14 protein-coding genes and 1 other annotated feature are annotated in these 16,418 nt (G+C 65.5%); of the genes, 10 read left to right on the top strand and 4 right to left on the bottom strand.

Features of this window, described 5'->3' with window-relative positions:
- Positions 1-1,482, bottom strand: coding sequence for a SulP family inorganic anion transporter (locus GTK09_RS14285; protein ID WP_163463847.1), 1,482 nt, complete (start codon positions 1,480-1,482; stop codon positions 1-3).
- Positions 1,483-1,540: 58 nt separating this feature from the next.
- Positions 1,541-1,593 (bottom strand) — a sequence feature (sul1 is cis-regulatory element that is thought to sense ions involved in sulfur or methionine metabolism; They are found in Alphaproteobacteria).
- Between the two features lie 189 nt (positions 1,594-1,782).
- Here GTK09_RS14285 and GTK09_RS14280 point away from each other — a divergent pair.
- The 3 genes from GTK09_RS14280 to GTK09_RS14270 all read left to right on the top strand — a co-directional run bounded on the left by GTK09_RS14280 (position 1,783) and on the right by GTK09_RS14270 (position 3,668).
- Complete coding sequence (locus tag GTK09_RS14280) at positions 1,783-2,799, top strand: LLM class flavin-dependent oxidoreductase (protein WP_163463846.1); 1,017 nt, start codon at positions 1,783-1,785, stop codon at positions 2,797-2,799.
- Between the two features lie 75 nt (positions 2,800-2,874).
- Positions 2,875-3,201: a nucleotidyltransferase family protein gene (locus tag GTK09_RS14275; protein ID WP_163463845.1), complete on the top strand. Its 327-nt coding sequence runs from the start codon at positions 2,875-2,877 to the stop codon at positions 3,199-3,201.
- Complete coding sequence (locus tag GTK09_RS14270) at positions 3,198-3,668, top strand: ribonuclease toxin HepT-like protein (protein ID WP_163463844.1); 471 nt, start codon at positions 3,198-3,200, stop codon at positions 3,666-3,668. The genes GTK09_RS14275 and GTK09_RS14270 overlap by 4 nt, the downstream gene beginning before the upstream one ends.
- Positions 3,669-3,716: 48 nt before the next feature.
- On the opposite strand, the gene GTK09_RS14265 is transcribed toward GTK09_RS14270, so the two are convergent.
- Positions 3,717-4,202 carry a cupin domain-containing protein gene (locus GTK09_RS14265; protein WP_163463843.1) on the bottom strand — a complete coding sequence of 162 codons (486 nt, stop codon included), beginning with the start codon at positions 4,200-4,202 and terminating at the stop codon, positions 3,717-3,719.
- A gap of 210 nt (positions 4,203-4,412) precedes the next feature.
- Positions 4,413-4,697 (bottom strand): transposase, encoded by a 285-nt coding sequence (locus GTK09_RS27805; protein WP_281353374.1) that lies wholly within the window; start codon positions 4,695-4,697, stop codon positions 4,413-4,415.
- Positions 4,698-5,000: 303 nt separating this feature from the next.
- On the opposite strand from GTK09_RS27805, the gene GTK09_RS14255 reads away from it, so the two are divergent.
- The 7 genes from GTK09_RS14255 to GTK09_RS14225 are packed head-to-tail and all read left to right on the top strand — an operon-like array spanning position 5,001 to position 12,025.
- A complete protein-coding gene (locus GTK09_RS14255; RefSeq protein ID WP_246217912.1) occupies positions 5,001-5,348 on the top strand; it encodes a response regulator in 348 nt (115 codons plus the stop codon).
- Positions 5,345-7,300: a chemotaxis protein CheA gene (locus GTK09_RS14250; protein WP_163463841.1), complete on the top strand. Its 1,956-nt coding sequence runs from the start codon at positions 5,345-5,347 to the stop codon at positions 7,298-7,300. The genes GTK09_RS14255 and GTK09_RS14250 overlap by 4 nt, the downstream gene beginning before the upstream one ends.
- The gene (locus GTK09_RS14245; protein WP_376768005.1) at positions 7,297-7,776 is read left to right on the top strand and encodes a chemotaxis protein CheW; all 480 of its coding nucleotides are present in this window, start codon (positions 7,297-7,299) and stop codon (positions 7,774-7,776) included. Before GTK09_RS14250 ends, GTK09_RS14245 begins: the two co-directional genes overlap by 4 nt.
- A gap of 22 nt (positions 7,777-7,798) precedes the next feature.
- Complete coding sequence (locus GTK09_RS14240) at positions 7,799-9,496, top strand: methyl-accepting chemotaxis protein (RefSeq protein WP_163463840.1); 1,698 nt, start codon at positions 7,799-7,801, stop codon at positions 9,494-9,496.
- Between the two features lie 11 nt (positions 9,497-9,507).
- Complete coding sequence (locus GTK09_RS14235; RefSeq protein ID WP_163463839.1) at positions 9,508-9,978, top strand: chemotaxis protein CheW; 471 nt, start codon at positions 9,508-9,510, stop codon at positions 9,976-9,978.
- Positions 9,979-10,024: 46 nt separating this feature from the next.
- Entirely contained in the window at positions 10,025-10,885 is an 861-nt protein-coding gene (locus GTK09_RS14230) for a CheR family methyltransferase (RefSeq protein WP_163463838.1), read from the top strand.
- Between the two features lie 12 nt (positions 10,886-10,897).
- Positions 10,898-12,025, top strand: coding sequence for a protein-glutamate methylesterase/protein-glutamine glutaminase (locus GTK09_RS14225; protein WP_163463837.1), 1,128 nt, complete (start codon positions 10,898-10,900; stop codon positions 12,023-12,025).
- A 381-nt stretch (positions 12,026-12,406) separates the two neighbouring features.
- On the opposite strand, the gene GTK09_RS14220 is transcribed toward GTK09_RS14225, so the two are convergent.
- Complete coding sequence (locus GTK09_RS14220; RefSeq protein WP_163463960.1) at positions 12,407-16,318, bottom strand: vitamin B12-dependent ribonucleotide reductase; 3,912 nt, start codon at positions 16,316-16,318, stop codon at positions 12,407-12,409.
- Positions 16,319-16,418 lie beyond the last annotated feature (100 nt).

The raw sequence follows: 16,418 nt of genomic DNA, 5'->3' as shown, positions 1-16,418 counted from the left end.
CTAATGCGCCGAGAGCTGGTCGAGCGCGCCCGGCTTGTCGTGGATCGCCAGCCGGTCGACGATCGTCGCGCTCGCCTCGTTGAGACCCTTCAGCTCCACTTCGGCGCCCTCGCGGCGGAACTTCAGCACGGCTCGATCGAGCGCCGCGACCCCCGACAGATCCCAGATATGGGCCGACGTGACGTCGATGACGACCTTTTCGACCGCTTCCTTGAAGTCGAAGGCCGAGGCGAACCTGTCCGATGAGGCAAAGAAGACCTGGCCTTCGACGCGGTAGGTCCGGGTCAGCCCGTCCTCGGAGAGCGTCGAGGTGACCCGGAAGATCTGCGCCACCTTCGAGGCGAAGAAGACACCCGACAGCATGACGCCGACGAGGACGCCGATCGCCAGATTGTGCGTCCAGACCACCGTCACCACCGTCGCCAGCATGACGACCGACGAGCGGCGGGGATTGCTGCGCAGATTGACGATCGACGACCAGGAGAAGGTGCCGATCGACACCATGATCATCACCGCGACGAGCGCCGCCATCGGGATGATGGCGACGAAATCGCCGAGGACGAGAATGAGGAACAACAGGAAGATGCCGGCGGCGAAGGTCGACAGACGCCCGCGCCCGCCGGACTTCACGTTGATCATCGACTGGCCGATCATCGCGCAGCCGGCCATGCCGCCGAAGAAGCCGGTAACGGTGTTGGCGATGCCTTGGCCGACACATTCGCGGTTCTTGTCGGACCCGGTGTCGGTCAGATCGTCGACGATCTGCGCCGTCATCAGGGATTCCAACAGGCCAACCGCAGCGACGCCCGCTGAATAGGGCAGGATGATCAACAGCGTCTCGAGGTTGAACGGCACGTCGGGCAGCAGGAACACCGGCAGTTCCGAGGGTAGCTCGCCCATGTCGCCGACGACCCGCAGATCCATGCCGAAGGCGAGCGAGATCGCCGTGACGACGAGGATGGCGATCAGCGGCGAGGGAACGGCCGTGGTGATGCGCGGAAAGAGGTAGATGATGGCAAGGCCGAGGGCGACCATCACATAGGTCATCGACGGCACGCCGATCAGTTCGGGCACCTGCGCCATGAAGATCAGGATCGCCAGGGCGTTGACGAAGCCCGTCATCACCGAGCGCGAGACGAACTGCATGGCGTTGCCGAGCTTCAGGAACCCGGCGGCGATCTGCAGAAGCCCGGCGAGCACCGTAGCCGCGAGGAGATATTGGAGGCCGTGCTCGCGCACCAGCGTGACCATCAGCACGGCGGTCGCTGCCGTCGCGGCGGAAATCATGCCGGGCCGGCCGCCGACGAAGGCGATGAGGACGGCGATCGAGAAGGACGCGTAGAGGCCGATCTTCGGATCGACGCCGGCGATGATGGAAAAGGCGATGGCTTCGGGAATCAGCGCGAGGGCGACGACGAGGCCGGAGAGCAGGTCTCCACGCACGTTGCCGAACCACTCGTGGCGGAGTGTTTCAAGGTTCATGTTTTTATGATCACGCGGGAAAATCGGATCGCCCATCGGATGGGACGAGGCGGTCTGGAGTTGGCCGGGGGATGGGCGCCCGGCGTAGCCACCCAATCGAATGGGTCCTTGCGTCAGCTGCTGATGCCATTTCGCAGCTGCGAGATCAAGGGCGCAGACTTTACCGCCGCCATTCGGCGCAATCGGCGAACAGGCCGTCACCATCCGGCACGCCCCGACCTGCTTGACGCCGGCGCCCGGCAGTCCGAAGTCCTGCATCGATCCGAAGACTTCTGCGAAGACGCATTGGGGACCATCACCATGAAGAAGATCGGCTTTCTCTCCTTCGGGCATTGGACGCCGTCGCCGCGATCGGGGACGCAGTCGGCCGCCGACACGCTGCTGCAGTCGATCGATCTCGCCGTCGCGGCCGAGGAACTCGGCGCCGACGGCGCCTATTTTCGCGTCCACCATTTCGCCCGCCAGCTGGCATCGCCGTTTCCGCTGCTCGCCGCCGTCGGCGCGAAGACGAGCCGCATCGAGATCGGCACCGGCGTCATCGACATGCGCTACGAAAACCCGCTCTACATGGCCGAGGACGCGGGCGCGGCGGACCTCATCTCCGGCGGGCGGCTGCAACTCGGCATCTCGCGCGGCTCGCCCGAGCAGGTGATCGAGGGCTGGCGCCATTTCGGCTATGCGCCCGCCGAAGGCGAGAGCGACGCCGACATGGGACGGCGGCATGCCGAGGTGTTCCTCGACGTCCTGAAGGGCGAGGGCTTCGCCAAGCCGAGCCCGCGGCCGATGTTTCCCAACCCGCCGGGGCTCCTGCGCATCGAGCCCTATTCGGAAGGGCTGCGCGAGCGGATCTGGTGGGGCTCGGCCTCCAACGCCACGGCAGTCTGGGCGGCTGAGCGGGGCATGAATCTGCAGAGTTCGACCCTGAAGGAGGACGAGACCGGCGAGCCGTTCCACGTCCAGCAGGCGAAACAGATCCGCCGCTACCGCGAGGCCTTCGCGGCGGCCGGCCATCAGCGCGAGCCGCGCGTCTCGGTCTCGCGCTCGATCTTCCCACTGGTGAGCAACGAGGACCGGGCCTATTTCGGCCGCGGCAAGGATGGCGACCAGATCGGCGTCATCGACAATATGCGGGCGATCTTCGGGCGCTCCTACGCTGCAGAGCCCGACAGGCTTGTCGAGGAGCTGAAAGGCGACGAGGCAATCGCCGAGGCCGACACGCTGCTCCTGACCGTGCCGAACCAACTCGGCGTCGCCTACAACGCCCATGTGATCGAGGCGATCCTGACGCATGTCGCGCCGGCGATGGGCTGGCGGTGAGGGATGGTGGCGCTTCCACGGTGCTGGGCTTATTTATAGGAGCCGCCCTGAGATCGACGGCAGAAGAGGTCGCGGATGATCGTCACCGTTGCGGAGCGAAAGAGCGAGGAAGCGGCGCGCCGATCAGTGGCGGTTGCCGCGGTTGTCGCGGAACTGGGCGACCATGCCCGGCGTCTTGGCGGTCGATACATTCTGTACGGATCGGCGGCACGGGGGGCAATGCGCTATGACAGCGACGTCGACCTCATTCTCGATTTTCCATCTGCGGCCGAAGGGGAGGCGTGGCGTCTCGCCGAAGCGGCCTGCAATCGCCATCGGCTGCCTTGCGACATCCTTCCTCTATCGATGACGGAGGGCAGGTTCCGTTCGCGAATCGAGGCGGAAGGAACGGTGGTCTCATGAGGGATGCGCGCTGGCTCGACGTATCGGACGACATCCGAAGCGCGGCGCATCATTTCAACATGGCGTGCAGGCTCTACGAGGCCGGGAACCTCGAGGGAAACGGCTTCGACCCTTATCGCAATCGCATGGCCTTCTTGCAGGCCATGCAGTCCGGCCACACCTCGCTCGAAGGCGCTCTGGAGCGCATCCTCGATATTCTGAGCGAGGAGAAGCCTTCGGGGCCGAGCTATCACGCTGATCTCATCAGGCGCGTGGCTCGCGAGTTTCCCGGGCGGCGGCCGGCGATCATCACGGCGGATCTCGCCGAGGCGATCGATGAAACGCGCAGGTTCCGCCATGTTGCCCGAAAGAACTACAACAATTTCAGGGTCTCGGATGCGGGCAACGCAGTGGCCGCAGGTCGGAGGCTTGCGGATCGGCTGGAGAGCGAAATCGAGACGTTTCGTGATACGATCGACCCGGCATGACTTAGGTCACGAACGGGTTGAGGGACGGCTCCGAGGGCGGCTGATCGCTCACTCCGGATGCTTGTGGATCGGATCGACCCAATAGACCGCCTCGGGCTTTTCGACCGGATCGACATCGGTGATGTTGACCACCACCGCCTCGTTGTCGGAGCGCACCAGCACGCATTCGAGCGGCGCGCCGGGATCGGCGTTGATCTCCTGATGGGGCACGAAGGGCGGCACGAAGATGAAGTCGCCGGGCTCCGCCTCGGCGACGAATTCCAGCCGCTCGCCCCAGCGCATCCGGGCCTTGCCGCGCAGGACGAAGATGACGCTTTCCAGCTCGCCGTGATGGTGCACGCCGGTCTTGGCGTCCGGCGCGATCGTCACCGTCCCGGCCCAGATCTTCTGGGCGCCGACCCGGGCGTGGTTGATCGCCGCCTGGCGGAACATGCCCGGGGTCTGGGCGGTGTTGGCGTCCAGCTTGTCCCCCTTGATGACGCGCACGCCATCGTGTTTCCAGCGGGGTTCGTCGGCGTGGCTGTGGTCGGTCATCGAGGCCTCCTCGTCGGGCGGTAACGCGCTGATCGTATCCCCAAGCGAGCTTCGGCAAAAGCCTTGCGCATCGTTCCGGAAGAGGGCGCGTCCTTTCCCCTTGCCGCAACGCTCCGCCCCGGCTGCCGCGCTTAGCCTCTCAAGGCTTCCGTTCGAGTGTCAATCGGCGGCGCATGTCGACCCTGCCAGCCTCAAAATGTTCGACGACCATCACGCCGATCGGCGCCGAAACCCCGCGCTGATAGACACCGACAGGAGCGAGCGCCTTCGGTTCCAGCGGAAGACGAACGCGTCAAGGGAGGCGTCCATGTGCTTCTCGCGGAAGCCGTGGAAGGTGCCGAGCGCCCAGCGCTTCACGTTCGAGAAGACGCGGTGGTTGCGATCGAAGGTTGCGTGCGCGGGCAGCGCGTTGCGGCCGCGTTCGGAGCGCCTACGAACAGCCCTTTTTCTCAGCCGGCTCGAAATGAACGGGCGGACAGTTCGATTGCGTTCCATGCATCGAAATTCGATATGTAAAGCAAAAAGTACATATAGTTTGTCTTTCATAAATACATTAATTCACGAATTTAGATTTATCGGCTCGAAGATGTCGTTTCATGATGTGTTAATCGGCTCAACGGTAAATTGTCACTGAAAATAGATCGCATTCGTCGATCTATCCCGTCTTGCTGACTGTCTGCTTCACTTCCGATTCTACTGCTTATCCCTTTGGGGACACCAAAGGGGCATCTGCATGCACGAAGCAGTGGCATGTTTCCCTCCCTCATCGAAAGGCCAAGCATGCCCAAGAGCATTCTCATGATCGACGACTCGCCCTCGGCACGGCAGGTCGTCGGGCTGACGCTGAAAAGCGCCGGCTGCCAGGGTCTCGAAGCCGCTGACGGGTCCGAGGCGCTGACCAAGGCGCTTGCAAACAAGGTCCACGCCGTCGCCATCGACCTGAACATGCCGGTCATGGACGGACTGACCTTCATCCGGAAGTACCGCGCCGAGACGGCAAGCGGTGTGCCCATCGTTTTTCTCACGACGGACCCGAGCGCCGCGGTCAAAGAACAGGCCAAGCAAGCAGGCGCCACCGGGCGGATGGTGAAGCCCTTACAGCCGGATCAGCTTCTCGCCGAGGTCCGGACGGTGGCGAGCGCATGACCAGCACCGATCCAGCCGAGACTTTCAGGCACGAGGCGGCAGGCCTTCTGGAGATCCTCGAACAGTCGCTCCTCGACCTCGAGAAGCGTCCTGACGACGGCGACCTCGTGTCCTCGGCGTTCCGGGCGCTCCACACGCTGAAGGGGTCGGGCGCAATGTTCGGCTTCACGGCGGTCTCTTCCTTCATCCACGACTTCGAAACCGCGTTCGACAAGGTCCGCAAAGGCGAAGCTGCCGCGACGGCGCCTCTCGTCGCCGCGGCCCTTCGGGCCAAGGATCATGTCGCCGCGCTGATCGCGGACGAGTCTGCCGTCGATCCCCAAAAAGGTGCCGCGATACTCCGAGCGCTGGCAGAGGCGATATCGGCTCCGGCTCCGAACGGATCCGACTGGTTGGTGAGCTTTCGCCTGCCGGACAATGCATTGATTCATGGCACCAATCCCAAGCTCCTCTTCGCGGAGATGCAGTCCCTCGGCGCCTGCGAGATCCTCGACCGGTCGGTGCCAGTCGCTCCGGTCGGCGAGATCGACCCCGACTTCCTCTATCTCGGCTGGGCCGTCAGAATCGATGGAGCGGTCGAGCTGCCGGCGATCGAGGACGTGTTCCTGTTCATCCGCGACGATATGGAACTGACGATCGAGCGGAGCGACGGCGGCAAGCAAGAAAATGCCACTGCCGAGGAAGCACCCCCGCAAGCTGCCAGGGCGAGCGAAGTCCTGCGGTGCGAGCCGGAGAGCGATGCCTCCAGTTCGGCACAGAAGGACAAGACGGCGACCCTGCGGGTTCCGGCCGAGCGGCTGGACGAGCTGATGGACCGGGTGGGCGAGCTCGTCATCGCCCAGGCGCGCCTCAGCCAGCTCGCCGTCAGCCGGCACGATCCGGCTCTGGTCAGCATCGCGGAGGACATCGAACGGCTGACTTCCAGTCTGCGTGACACCACGATGGGCACGCGGATGGTGCCGATCGGGACGCTGTTCGGCCGCTTCCGCCGCCTCGTCCACGATCTCTCGCGGGACCTCGGCAAGCAGGTGACCCTGGTGACGAGCGGCGAGGAGACCGAACTCGACAAGACCGTCATCGAGCAGCTTGCCGACCCCTTGGTCCATCTCATCCGCAACGCCATGGACCACGGCATCGAGCCAAGCGCGGAGCGACGGGCGAGCGGGAAAGGCGACACGGCGACGCTGCGGCTCTCGGCGGCCCATCGCGGGGCGGAAGTCGCCGTCACCATCGCCGACGACGGCGCCGGTCTCGACACGGCGCGCATCCGCGCCAAGGCCGAGGCGAGCGGGTTGATCGCTCCGGGCGCGGTGCTTGGGGAGGCGGACGTCAATCGCCTGATCTTCGAGGCCGGCTTCTCCACGTCCCGATCCGTCACCTCCCTGTCCGGGCGCGGCGTCGGCATGGACGTCGTCAAGGGCACGATCGAGGGGCTGCGCGGCTCCGTCGACCTTGCCAGCGAGCCCGGTTACGGCACCGAGGTCACCCTGCGGCTGCCGCTGACGCTGGCGATCATCGACGGGCTGCTCGTCCGGGTCGGGTCCGGTCGCTACACGATCCCGCTGGCCGCGGTCGAGGAGTGCATCGAACTGCCGAAGAATGCCGGCGAGATGCGCGGGCGCAGCTTCCTCGACGTGCGCGGGGAACTGGTTCCCTTCATGCGGCTGCGCGATCTCTTCCATGCCGACGGCGAGGCGGACGTCTACCAGAAGGTGGTGATCGTCTCGTCCGGCCAGATCCGCATCGGGCTCGTCGTCGATCAGATCATCGGCAACAACCAGACCGTCATCAAGCAACTGTCGCGGCTGCACTCGACCCTGAAGACCTTTTCGGGCGCGACCATTCTCGGCGACGGCACCGTCGCCCTCATTCTCGACGTCATGAACCTCGTCGGCTTCGGACAGAAGCTCGAAGAAACCCGGCGCGACGACGTGCTGGCGAGGGCGGCGTGACCGCAAAATCGGAGAAGACCGTCATGCATGCCCTGACCATCCGGCTTCAGGACGAGATCTTCGCCCTGGAGGCGACGAGCGTCCGCGAGATCCTCGATACGGTGCCGATCACCCGGGTCCCGAACGCGCCGGATTTCGTCGGCGGCCTCATCAACGTGCGCGGCACCGTCGTGCCGCTGGCGGACCTCAGGGTCGTCTTCGGCATGCAGCGACCGCCGACGGACCAGGACACCCGCATCGTCGTCGTCGAATTCGAGCTCGACGGCGAACCGTTGGTTGCGGGCATCCTGGCGGACAAGGTCCACGAGGTCACCGAAATCGACGCCGGTTCGATGGAGGCGGTTCCGGCGGTCGGCATGCGCTGGCCGCCCGCCTTCATCCGCAGCATCGGCAAGCGGGGCGACGGCTTCGTCATCATCCCCGACATGCAACGCATCTTCCGCATCGAAGCCGGCCTCGACGCCGCAGCGGCTTAAGATCCAACGAAAGGCAAGACCCATGAGACTGACCCTGAAGCTCAAGCTGGCCGCGACCTTCGTCGTCGTCATCGCTCTGTCGGCCGGCGGCATGTTGATCGCCACCGACAATCTGTCGAAGCTGAACGAGTCCTTCGATTATGCCGTGAAGGGCAACGTCGCCCGGATCCAGATCGCCAACGCCATCAGCGTCCAGAACACCCGCCTCGGCCGCCAGGAAAGCGATCTGATCCTGACCACCGGCGATGAGGACATGAAAACCCTCACCACGGAGATGAGTAAGAACATCGCCGCCATCCGCGAGGACGCAGCGGAGCTGCGGGACTTGTCGTCCGAGCAGGGCAAGCCGATGGTCGATGCCTTCACCGCAGCCTTCGACAAATACATGGTCGATCACGGCGAGATCCTGCGGCTGGCGCTTCTGAACCAGAACGAGCAGGCCTTCGCAATGTCGACCGGTGCAGGACGCGCCTCCCGGCAGGAGGCGGCGGCGGCTCTCGCCAAGATCGTCGCTTTCAACAACCAGCAGCTCGACGAGGCCAACCAAGCCAACACCGACCTCTACATGTTTGCCAGAAACCTCGTTTTCGGCATCCTGATCGGCTCGGTCGTCTTCGCGGCGCTGGCTGCTCTGTGGATCATCCTGTCGATCTCCCGCGGCCTGCGAAATGCGCAGCAGCTCGCCGAGACCGTGGCTGGCGGCGATCTGCGGACGATGGCCGCGGTGAAGTCGAACGACGAGATTTCCGACGTTCTCGTGACGCTGAACCGCATGGTCGAGAAGCTGCGTGAGGTCGTCGGCGACGTCGCCTCGGCATCCCGCAACGTCGCGTCTGGCTCAGAGGAGATGTCGGCGACGGCCGAGCAGCTTTCGCAGGGTGCGACGGAGCAGGCCTCCTCCACCGAAGAAGTTTCGGCGTCGATGGAACAGATGGCCGCCAACATCAAGCAGAGCGCCGACAACGCCGCCCAGACCGAAGCCATCGCCAAGCGTTCGGCGACCGACGCCATCGCCAGCGGCGAAGCCGTCGCGGGTGCCGTCGCGGCCATGAAGACCATCGCCGAAAAGATCATGGTGGTGCAGGAAATCGCCCGCCAGACCGATCTCCTCGCCCTCAATGCAGCGGTCGAAGCCGCACGGGCCGGCGAGCACGGCCGCGGCTTTGCGGTCGTCGCCTCCGAGGTGCGCAAACTCGCCGAGCGCAGCCAGGCGGCAGCGACCGAGATCTCCGGCCTGTCCGGCAACACGGTCAGAGCGGCGCAGCAGGCCGGCGACATGCTCGCCAAGCTCGTTCCCGACATCCAGAGCACGGCAAAGCTCGTCGAGGAGATTTCCTCCTCCAGCAGCGAGCAGACGGTCGGTGCCGGGCAGGTCAATTCCGCCATCCAGCAGCTCGACAAGGTCACCCAGCAGAACACCGCGGCCGCCGAGGAAATGTCCTCGACCGCCGAGGAACTGGCGAGCCAGGCCGAGCAGTTGGCCGGCGCCATCAGCTATTTCAAGCTGGATGACGGCGCCCCGTCGACCCGCAGCGCTTCGAAAGCGGTCCCCGCGGCCAAGACGGGTACCCGGACGAAGTCCAAGGTGACCCCGGAAGCCGAACGGGCCCTGCGCAAGATGTCGGAGCGGATGCACGGCAAGGGCGGCGGCTTCGATCTCGACATGCACGAGGCCGGCGACGATCTCGACGGAGAATTCTCCCGCCGTTCGGCTGCCTGATAGGGGCGATCATGAACCAGATCGTCCAGTATCTCACTTTCGGTGTGGCGGAGGATCTCTTCGCCGCACCGGTCGGCCGGGTCCGGGAGATCCTGGATCTCGCGCCGATCTCGAGGCTGCCGCGCAGCCCTGCCGAACTCCTCGGCATGATCGACGTCCGCGGGGCGAGCGTTCCCGTGGTCGACGCGCGGCGTCTGCTCGGATTGGAGGAGACGACGGACACGACGAACACCCGCATCGTCGTCCTCACGATCATGCGCCGAAGCCGGGAGACGGTCTTCGGCCTGAAGACCGACCGGGTCTTCGAGGTGACGTCTCTCGACGAGGGGGCGCTGGAGGCGCCTCCCGAGATCGGTGCCGGCAACTGGAACGCGGGGGCGATCACCGGCATCGGCCGGCGCAACGGCGCCTTCGTGACGGTCTTCGACGTCGATCGGCTGTTTGACGCGGTCGACAGCGCCCAGGGAGCGATCGCCGCCTGACGGCGGCCGCTCCGGCTCTTCCCGACGATACAGAAAGCAGATCCCCATGGGCACCCTTGCCTCGAACACCGGCCACGATCATCTCGCGGCCGCCGATTTCGATCGGATCTCCGCTCTCGTCGGGGAGACGATCGGGATCAGGCTGACGGTCCAGAAGCGCCTGATGGTCGAGAGCCGGCTGCGCAAGCGGTTCCGGCAGATCGGCGAGAGCAGCTTCTCGGCCTATTGCCGGCACCTCTTCGACGAAGGCGGTCTGGAAGGCGAGATGGTGCACATCATCGACGCCATCACCACCAACAAGACCGACTTCTTTCGCGAGGACGAACACCTCGTTCTCATGGAACGGCAACTGGTTCCGGAGCTCCTGCAGCGCCGCAGGCAGGAGCGGCCCACCCTGAAGATCTGGAGCGCGGCAAGCTCGAACGGAGCCGAGGCCTATTCGATCGCGATGATCCTGCAGGACATGATCGATCGCGGCCGGTTGTTTCGCTACGCCATTCTCGGGACCGACATCTCGACCTCGGTCCTCAAGACGGCCCGCGAGGCGATCTATCCGCTCGGCGCCATCGCTCCGGTGCCGCAGCGCCTGGCCGAGCGATATATCCTCAGAGGTCGCGGCCCGGAGCGGGGCGATCAGGTCCGCATCGCTCCGGCGATCCGCAGGCGCGTGCTCTTCGAGCGCATGAACCTCATGGACGAGAGCTATCCCTACGACCGGGACGTGGACATCGTATTTCTGCGCAACGTCCTGATCTACTTCGACAAGGCCGACCAGGAAGCCGTCGTCCAGCGTCTCCTGGGCCATGTCCGGCCGGGAGGGTTCCTGGTCGTCGGGCATTCCGAATCGATGATCGTTCGGGAGGGTCCGGTCCGCCAGGTCGCATCGGGCGTCTTTCAGAAGCAGTAGGGGGAAACGAAGATGGCGAACGGTCGCAGCCGCGCGAAGATCCGCGTCCTGATCGTCGACGATTCCCCTTCGGTCCGGACGGTTCTCGGCGCCATCCTCGCGGGTGATCCGGAGATCGCGGTCATGGGCTCGGCGCCCGATGCCTATGCCGCTGCCGGAATGATCCGGGCCGAGATCCCCGACGTGATCTTCCTCGACATCGAGATGCCGAAGATGGACGGGCTGACCTTCCTCAAGAAGATCATGGCCCAGCGGCCGATCCCGGTCGTCATCTGCTCGGGCCTGACCGAAGAGGGATCCGACATGATGATGCAGGCGCTCGCGGCCGGCGCCGTGGACGTGATCACCAAGCCGAAGGTTCACACCGCGCAACATCTGCGCGAGTCGGCGATGACCATCTGCGACGTCGCCAAGGCGGCCGCGCACGCCCGTGTCCGTTCCCGCAAGCCGCGGCCAGTGACGCTGTCCGTGGAGGCCAAGAACCTCGCCTACATCCTCATCCCGGCGATCTCGCCGGAGCGGGCGGAGAAGCTGAAGCTGGCCACTCCATCGACCGAGGCCGTCATATGCCTCGGCGCCTCGACCGGCGGCACGGAGGCGCTGGCGACGGTTCTCACCACGCTGCCGGCCGACTGTCCGGCGACACTCGTCGTCCAGCACATGCCAGAGGGGTTCATCGAGGCCTTTGCCCGCCGGCTCGACGGTCTCTGCGCGCCGCGGGTCGCCGAGGCACGCGACGGCGATCTCGCCCTTCCGGGGCAGGTGCTGATCGCGCCGGGCAACCACCACATGATGCTGCGCCGGGCCGGCAGCCGATATTCCGTGGCCGTCGTCGACGGGCCGCCCGTCTGCCGCCATCGCCCGTCGGTCGACGTCCTGTTTCGATCCGCTGCGCAACGCGGCGGTCCGAACGTCGTCGCGGCGATCCTGACCGGCATGGGCGACGACGGCGCCCGCGGCCTCCTGGAGATCCGGCAGGCGGGCGGGCGCACCATCGCACAGAACGAGGAGACCTCTGTGGTGTTCGGCATGCCGAAGGAAGCGATCGACCGCGGCGGGGCCGGGCAGATCCTGCCGCTCGGCCGGATCGGCGCCGAGCTGCTGTCGCTCGTCAAGCCGCATCGCACGAAGCTTTCCTGACGCGTGCCGCCGCCGCGCCTGCTGCGGCGCAACGAAGCGCCTTCGCTCGGCCCAATTCCTGGGAATGACTTTCTCTCCCACAATGGGGAGAGAGGGCGGCCGTGCCGGAGGCATCGCGGCAGGGGAGCGCCTGCGAGTGGCAGCGCCCCTGACGCTTCGTCATCCTCGGCCCGCAGGGTCGGGGATCCATGCCTCAGCGGCTCTGCTATCGGTCGGGTTCAGGAGAAGCGCTTTTCGCCGCGGTACCAACACTCCCTACTGCGTACGAATGCCATCAAGCCCGCAGGTCGTGTCTTTGGAGTATCATCATCGCGTTTTGTTCTTTTGGCAGCGCCCGTGTGGTGTTCTCCACACGGGCGCTGCCGTTCATTGCAATGGCCCTCAGCTACACCCGCTCGTCGATCCACAGGTGTCGCATTTCAGACACGTGCCGTTCCTCACCATGGTGAAGTTGCCGCATTCCGAGCAGCTTTCGCCCGTGTAGCCCTTCATCATCGCGATCGACCGGCGCTCGGCGCTGGTGGCCTTGGGGGCTTCCGAGACGTTGGCGTTGTCCTTGGGCGTCGCCTCGTAGGCGAGCGGCTGGTCGAAGAGGCCCTGCGCCGGCGAGGTGTCTGAGACGGGGGCCGGGGTGTCGAGCGGCTCGATGTCGAGGGCGGCCGGGGCGGCCTCGTAGTTGCGCTTGAACGCGGTGGCCTGGCTGCCGCCGAGGGCCGTCACCGTGGCGCCCGAGCGGGCGGCGGTCGGTTGGGCCGCCGGGCTGGCCGCCTTCACCGGGGCGTTGGCAGCCGCCGGGCGGGCGGCGGCGGTCACCGGGGTGGGCTTCGCCGGCGCTTCGACCTTCGCCGATCCCTGGGGCTCGGCCGAGGAGACGAGGCGGAACTTCGCCGTCTGGCCGCGCACCATGCCCGACGAGATCGGCAGCGGCGCCGGCTTGTCGCCGGCGACCCCGCGGCCGATCGACGAGGCGCCGAAATCCTCCGGCTGGACATGGGCGAGGTCGTGGCGGTCGAGATAGGAGACTGCCAGCTCGCGGAAGACGTAGTCGAGGATCGAGGTGGCGTTCTTGATCGCCTCGTTGCCCTGCACCATGCCCGCCGGCTCGAATCGGGTGAAGGTGAAGGCGTCGACATATTCCTCCAGCGGCACGCCGAACTGCAGGCCGAGCGAGATGGCGATGGCGAAGTTGTTCATCATCGCGCGGAAGGCGGCGCCCTCCTTGTGCATGTCGATAAAGATCTCGCCGAGGCGGCCGTCGTCGAACTCGCCGGTCCTGAGATAGACCTTGTGACCGCCGACGATGGCCTTCTGGGTGTAGCCCTTGCGCCGGTTCGGCAGCTTCTCACGATCCCGGATGACCTTTTCGACGATGCGCTCGACGATCCGCTCGGCGACCTGCGTCGCCTGGGCAGCGGGCGGCGAGGCCATCAGAGCGGCGGCGACCTCCTCGATGGTCTCGTCCTCGTCTTCATCGTCGGCGATCAGCGAGGCGTTGAGCGGCTGGGAGAGCTTCGAGCCGTCGCGGTAGAGCGCGTTGGCCTTCAGCGCCAGTTTCCAGGACAGCATGTAGGCCGCGGTGCAATCTTCCACCGTCGCATCGTTCGGCATGTTGATGGTCTTGGAGATCGCCCCCGAGATGAAGGGCTGCGCCGCCGCCATCATGCGGATGTGGCTGTCGACCGAGAGATAGCGCTTGCCGATCCGCCCGCAGGGATTGGCGCAGTCGAACACCGGCAGGTGCTCTTCTTTCAGGAACGGTGCTCCCTCGAGGGTCATCGCACCGCAGACATGGATGTTGGCGGCGTCGATGTCCTTGCGCGAAAAGCCCAGCGCCGGCAGCATCTCGAAGGTGAAGTCGTTCAGCTGTTCGTCGGTGAAGCCGAGGACGTCCTTGCAGAACGCCTCGCCCAGCGTGAACTTGTTGAAGACGAACTTGATGTCGAAGGCCGAGACCATGGCGGCGTTCAGCGTCGCGATGATCTCGTCGGTGAAGCCCTTGGCCTTCAGCGAGGAGGGGTTGATCGCCGGCGCCTGGTTGAGATTGCCGTGACCGACCGCGTAAGCCTCGATCTCGGCGATCTGGCTTTCCGAGTATCCAAGCGTGCGCAGGGCGTCGGGCACCGCGCGGTTGATGATCTTGAAGTAGCCGCCACCGGCGAGCTTCTTGAACTTCACCAGCGCGAAGTCGGGCTCGATGCCGGTGGTGTCGCAGTCCATGACCAGGCCGATCGTGCCGGTGGGCGCGATGACGGAGACCTGGGCGTTGCGGAAGCCGTTCTTGGAGCCGAGCTCGACGGCCTCCGTCCAGGCGACCTTGGCGCGGCCGGACAGGCGCTTGTCCTTCAGCGAGGCGTGGTCGAGCGGCACCGGATCGACGGCCAGCGCCTCGTAGCCATTGGCGATGCCATGGGCGGCGCGGGCATGGTTGCGCATGACGCGCAGCATCGCTTCGGCGTTGCGCTCGTAGTCCGGGAAGGGCGACAGGACGCCGGCCATCTCGGCCGAGGTCTTGTAGGCGACGCCGGTCATCAGCGCCGAGATGGCACCGCAGATCGCGCGGCCTTCCTTGGAGTCGTACGGAATGCCCGACATCATCAGCAGGCCGCCGATATTGGCGAAGCCGAGGCCGAGGGTGCGGTAGTCGTAGGAGCGCTGGGCGATCTCCTTGGAGGGGAACTGCGCCATCAGGACCGAGATCTCGAGGACGACGGTCCAGATCCGCACTGCATGCTCGAAGGCCGCGGTATCGAAGCGCCTGACTTCCTGGCCCTCCTTGCCGGCCTCGCCCTTCACGCTCTCCTGGAACTGGATGAGGTTCAGCGAGGCGAGATTGCAGGCCGTGTCGTCGAGAAACATGTATTCCGAGCACGGGTTCGACGCGCGGATCGAGCCGGCCTCGGGGCAGGTGTGCCAATCGTTCATCGTGGTGTTGAAGTGCAGGCCCGGATCGGCGGAGGCCCAGGCGGCATAGCCGATCTGCTCCCACAACTCGCGGGCCTTCACGGTCTTGTGGACCTTGCCGTCGGTGCGGCGGATGAGGTTCCACTCCTCGTCGTTCTCGACGGCGCGCAGGAAGTCGTCGGTGAGCGAGACGGAGTTGTTGGAGTTCTGGCCGGATACGGTGAGATAGGCTTCCGAATCCCAGTCGGTGTCGTAGACCGGGAATTCGATCTGGGTGTAGCCCTGACGCGCGAACTGGATCACGCGCTTGGCGTAGTTCTCCGGCACCTGCGCCTTCTTGGCGTCCTTGACGGCGCGCTTCAGCGCCGGGTTCTTCATCGGGTCGAAGCAGTCGTCGCCCGACCCTTCGCAGTTCACGCAGGCCGACAGGATCGCCTTCATGTGCTTGGCGACGGTCTTCGAACCGGTGACGAGGGCGGCGACCTTCTCTTCCTCGCGGACCTTCCAGTTGATGTAGGCTTCGATGTCGGGATGGTCGATGTCGACGACGACCATCTTGGCCGCGCGCCGCGTCGTGCCGCCGGATTTGATGGCGCCCGCCGCCCGGTCGCCGATCTTCAGGAAGCTCATCAGGCCTGACGACTTGCCGCCGCCGGCGAGCTTCTCGCCCTCGCCGCGCAGGAAGGAGAAGTTCGAGCCGGTGCCGGAGCCGTATTTGAACAGCCGCGCCTCGCGCACCCACAGATCCATGATGCCGCCGTCATTGACGAGGTCGTCGGCGACGGACTGGATGAAGCAGGCGTGGGGCTGCGGGTGCTCGTACGACGTCGCCGAGCGGGTCAGCTGGCCGGAGCGGTAGTCGACATAGTAGTGGCCCTGGCTCGGGCCGTCGATGCCATAGGCCCAGTGGAGGCCGGTGTTGAACCACTGGGGCGAGTTCGGCGCGACCTTCTGGGTGGCGAGCATGTAGACGAGTTCGTCGCGGAAGGCGGAGGCGTCCTCCTCCGTTTCAAAGTAGCCGCCCTTCCAGCCCCAATAGGTCCAGGTGCCGGCGAGGCGGTCGAAGACCTGGCGCCCGTCCATCTCCGAGCCATAGCGCTCATCCTCGGGAAGCTTGGCGAGGGCCTTTTCGTCGGCGATCGAGCGCCAGAGGAAGGAGGGGACGTCGTGCTCCTCGACTCGCCTCAGCTTCGCCGGCACGCCCGCCTTGCGGAAATATTTCTGCGCCAGGATGTCCGAGGCCACCTGACTGAACTGCTCGGGGACGTCGATCCCCTCCAGCCGGAAGACGACCGAACCGTCCGGGTTCTTGATCTCGCTCGTCGCCTTGCGAAAGGCGACCTGAGCGTAGGGGCTTTCGCCGGCCTTGGTGTAGCGGCGCTCGAACTTCATGCCCATAAAACCCGTCCTCGATTGGCTGTCGTAAAGTGCCGCGCACGACCCTCGCATCCGTTGACGGACGATTCGCACGCTGTTCGCTGGATTCGCGCCG

Origin of the sequence: Jiella pacifica (genome assembly GCF_010500815.1) — a bacterium.
Lineage (GTDB): Bacteria > Pseudomonadota > Alphaproteobacteria > Rhizobiales > Rhizobiaceae > Jiella > Jiella pacifica.
Note: the sequence above shows the minus strand (reverse complement) of the source record. Positions and strands in the feature narration are given on the sequence as shown.

Coding starts and splice junctions, on each gene's coding strand:
- GTK09_RS14255 (WP_246217912.1), top strand. CDS start 5,001: ATGATCGACGACTCGCCCTCGGCACGGCAGGTCGTCGGGCTGACGCTG.
- GTK09_RS14270 (WP_163463844.1), top strand. CDS start 3,198: ATGAGGGATGCGCGCTGGCTCGACGTATCGGACGACATCCGAAGCGCG.
- GTK09_RS14240 (WP_163463840.1), top strand. CDS start 7,799: ATGAGACTGACCCTGAAGCTCAAGCTGGCCGCGACCTTCGTCGTCGTC.
- GTK09_RS14220 (WP_163463960.1), bottom strand. CDS start 16,318: ATGAAGTTCGAGCGCCGCTACACCAAGGCCGGCGAAAGCCCCTACGCT.
- GTK09_RS14285 (WP_163463847.1), bottom strand. CDS start 1,482: ATGAACCTTGAAACACTCCGCCACGAGTGGTTCGGCAACGTGCGTGGA.
- GTK09_RS14265 (WP_163463843.1), bottom strand. CDS start 4,202: ATGACCGACCACAGCCACGCCGACGAACCCCGCTGGAAACACGATGGC.
- GTK09_RS27805 (WP_281353374.1), bottom strand. CDS start 4,697: ATGGAACGCAATCGAACTGTCCGCCCGTTCATTTCGAGCCGGCTGAGA.
- GTK09_RS14235 (WP_163463839.1), top strand. CDS start 9,508: ATGAACCAGATCGTCCAGTATCTCACTTTCGGTGTGGCGGAGGATCTC.
- GTK09_RS14225 (WP_163463837.1), top strand. CDS start 10,898: ATGGCGAACGGTCGCAGCCGCGCGAAGATCCGCGTCCTGATCGTCGAC.
- GTK09_RS14230 (WP_163463838.1), top strand. CDS start 10,025: ATGGGCACCCTTGCCTCGAACACCGGCCACGATCATCTCGCGGCCGCC.
- GTK09_RS14275 (WP_163463845.1), top strand. CDS start 2,875: ATGATCGTCACCGTTGCGGAGCGAAAGAGCGAGGAAGCGGCGCGCCGA.
- GTK09_RS14250 (WP_163463841.1), top strand. CDS start 5,345: ATGACCAGCACCGATCCAGCCGAGACTTTCAGGCACGAGGCGGCAGGC.
- GTK09_RS14280 (WP_163463846.1), top strand. CDS start 1,783: ATGAAGAAGATCGGCTTTCTCTCCTTCGGGCATTGGACGCCGTCGCCG.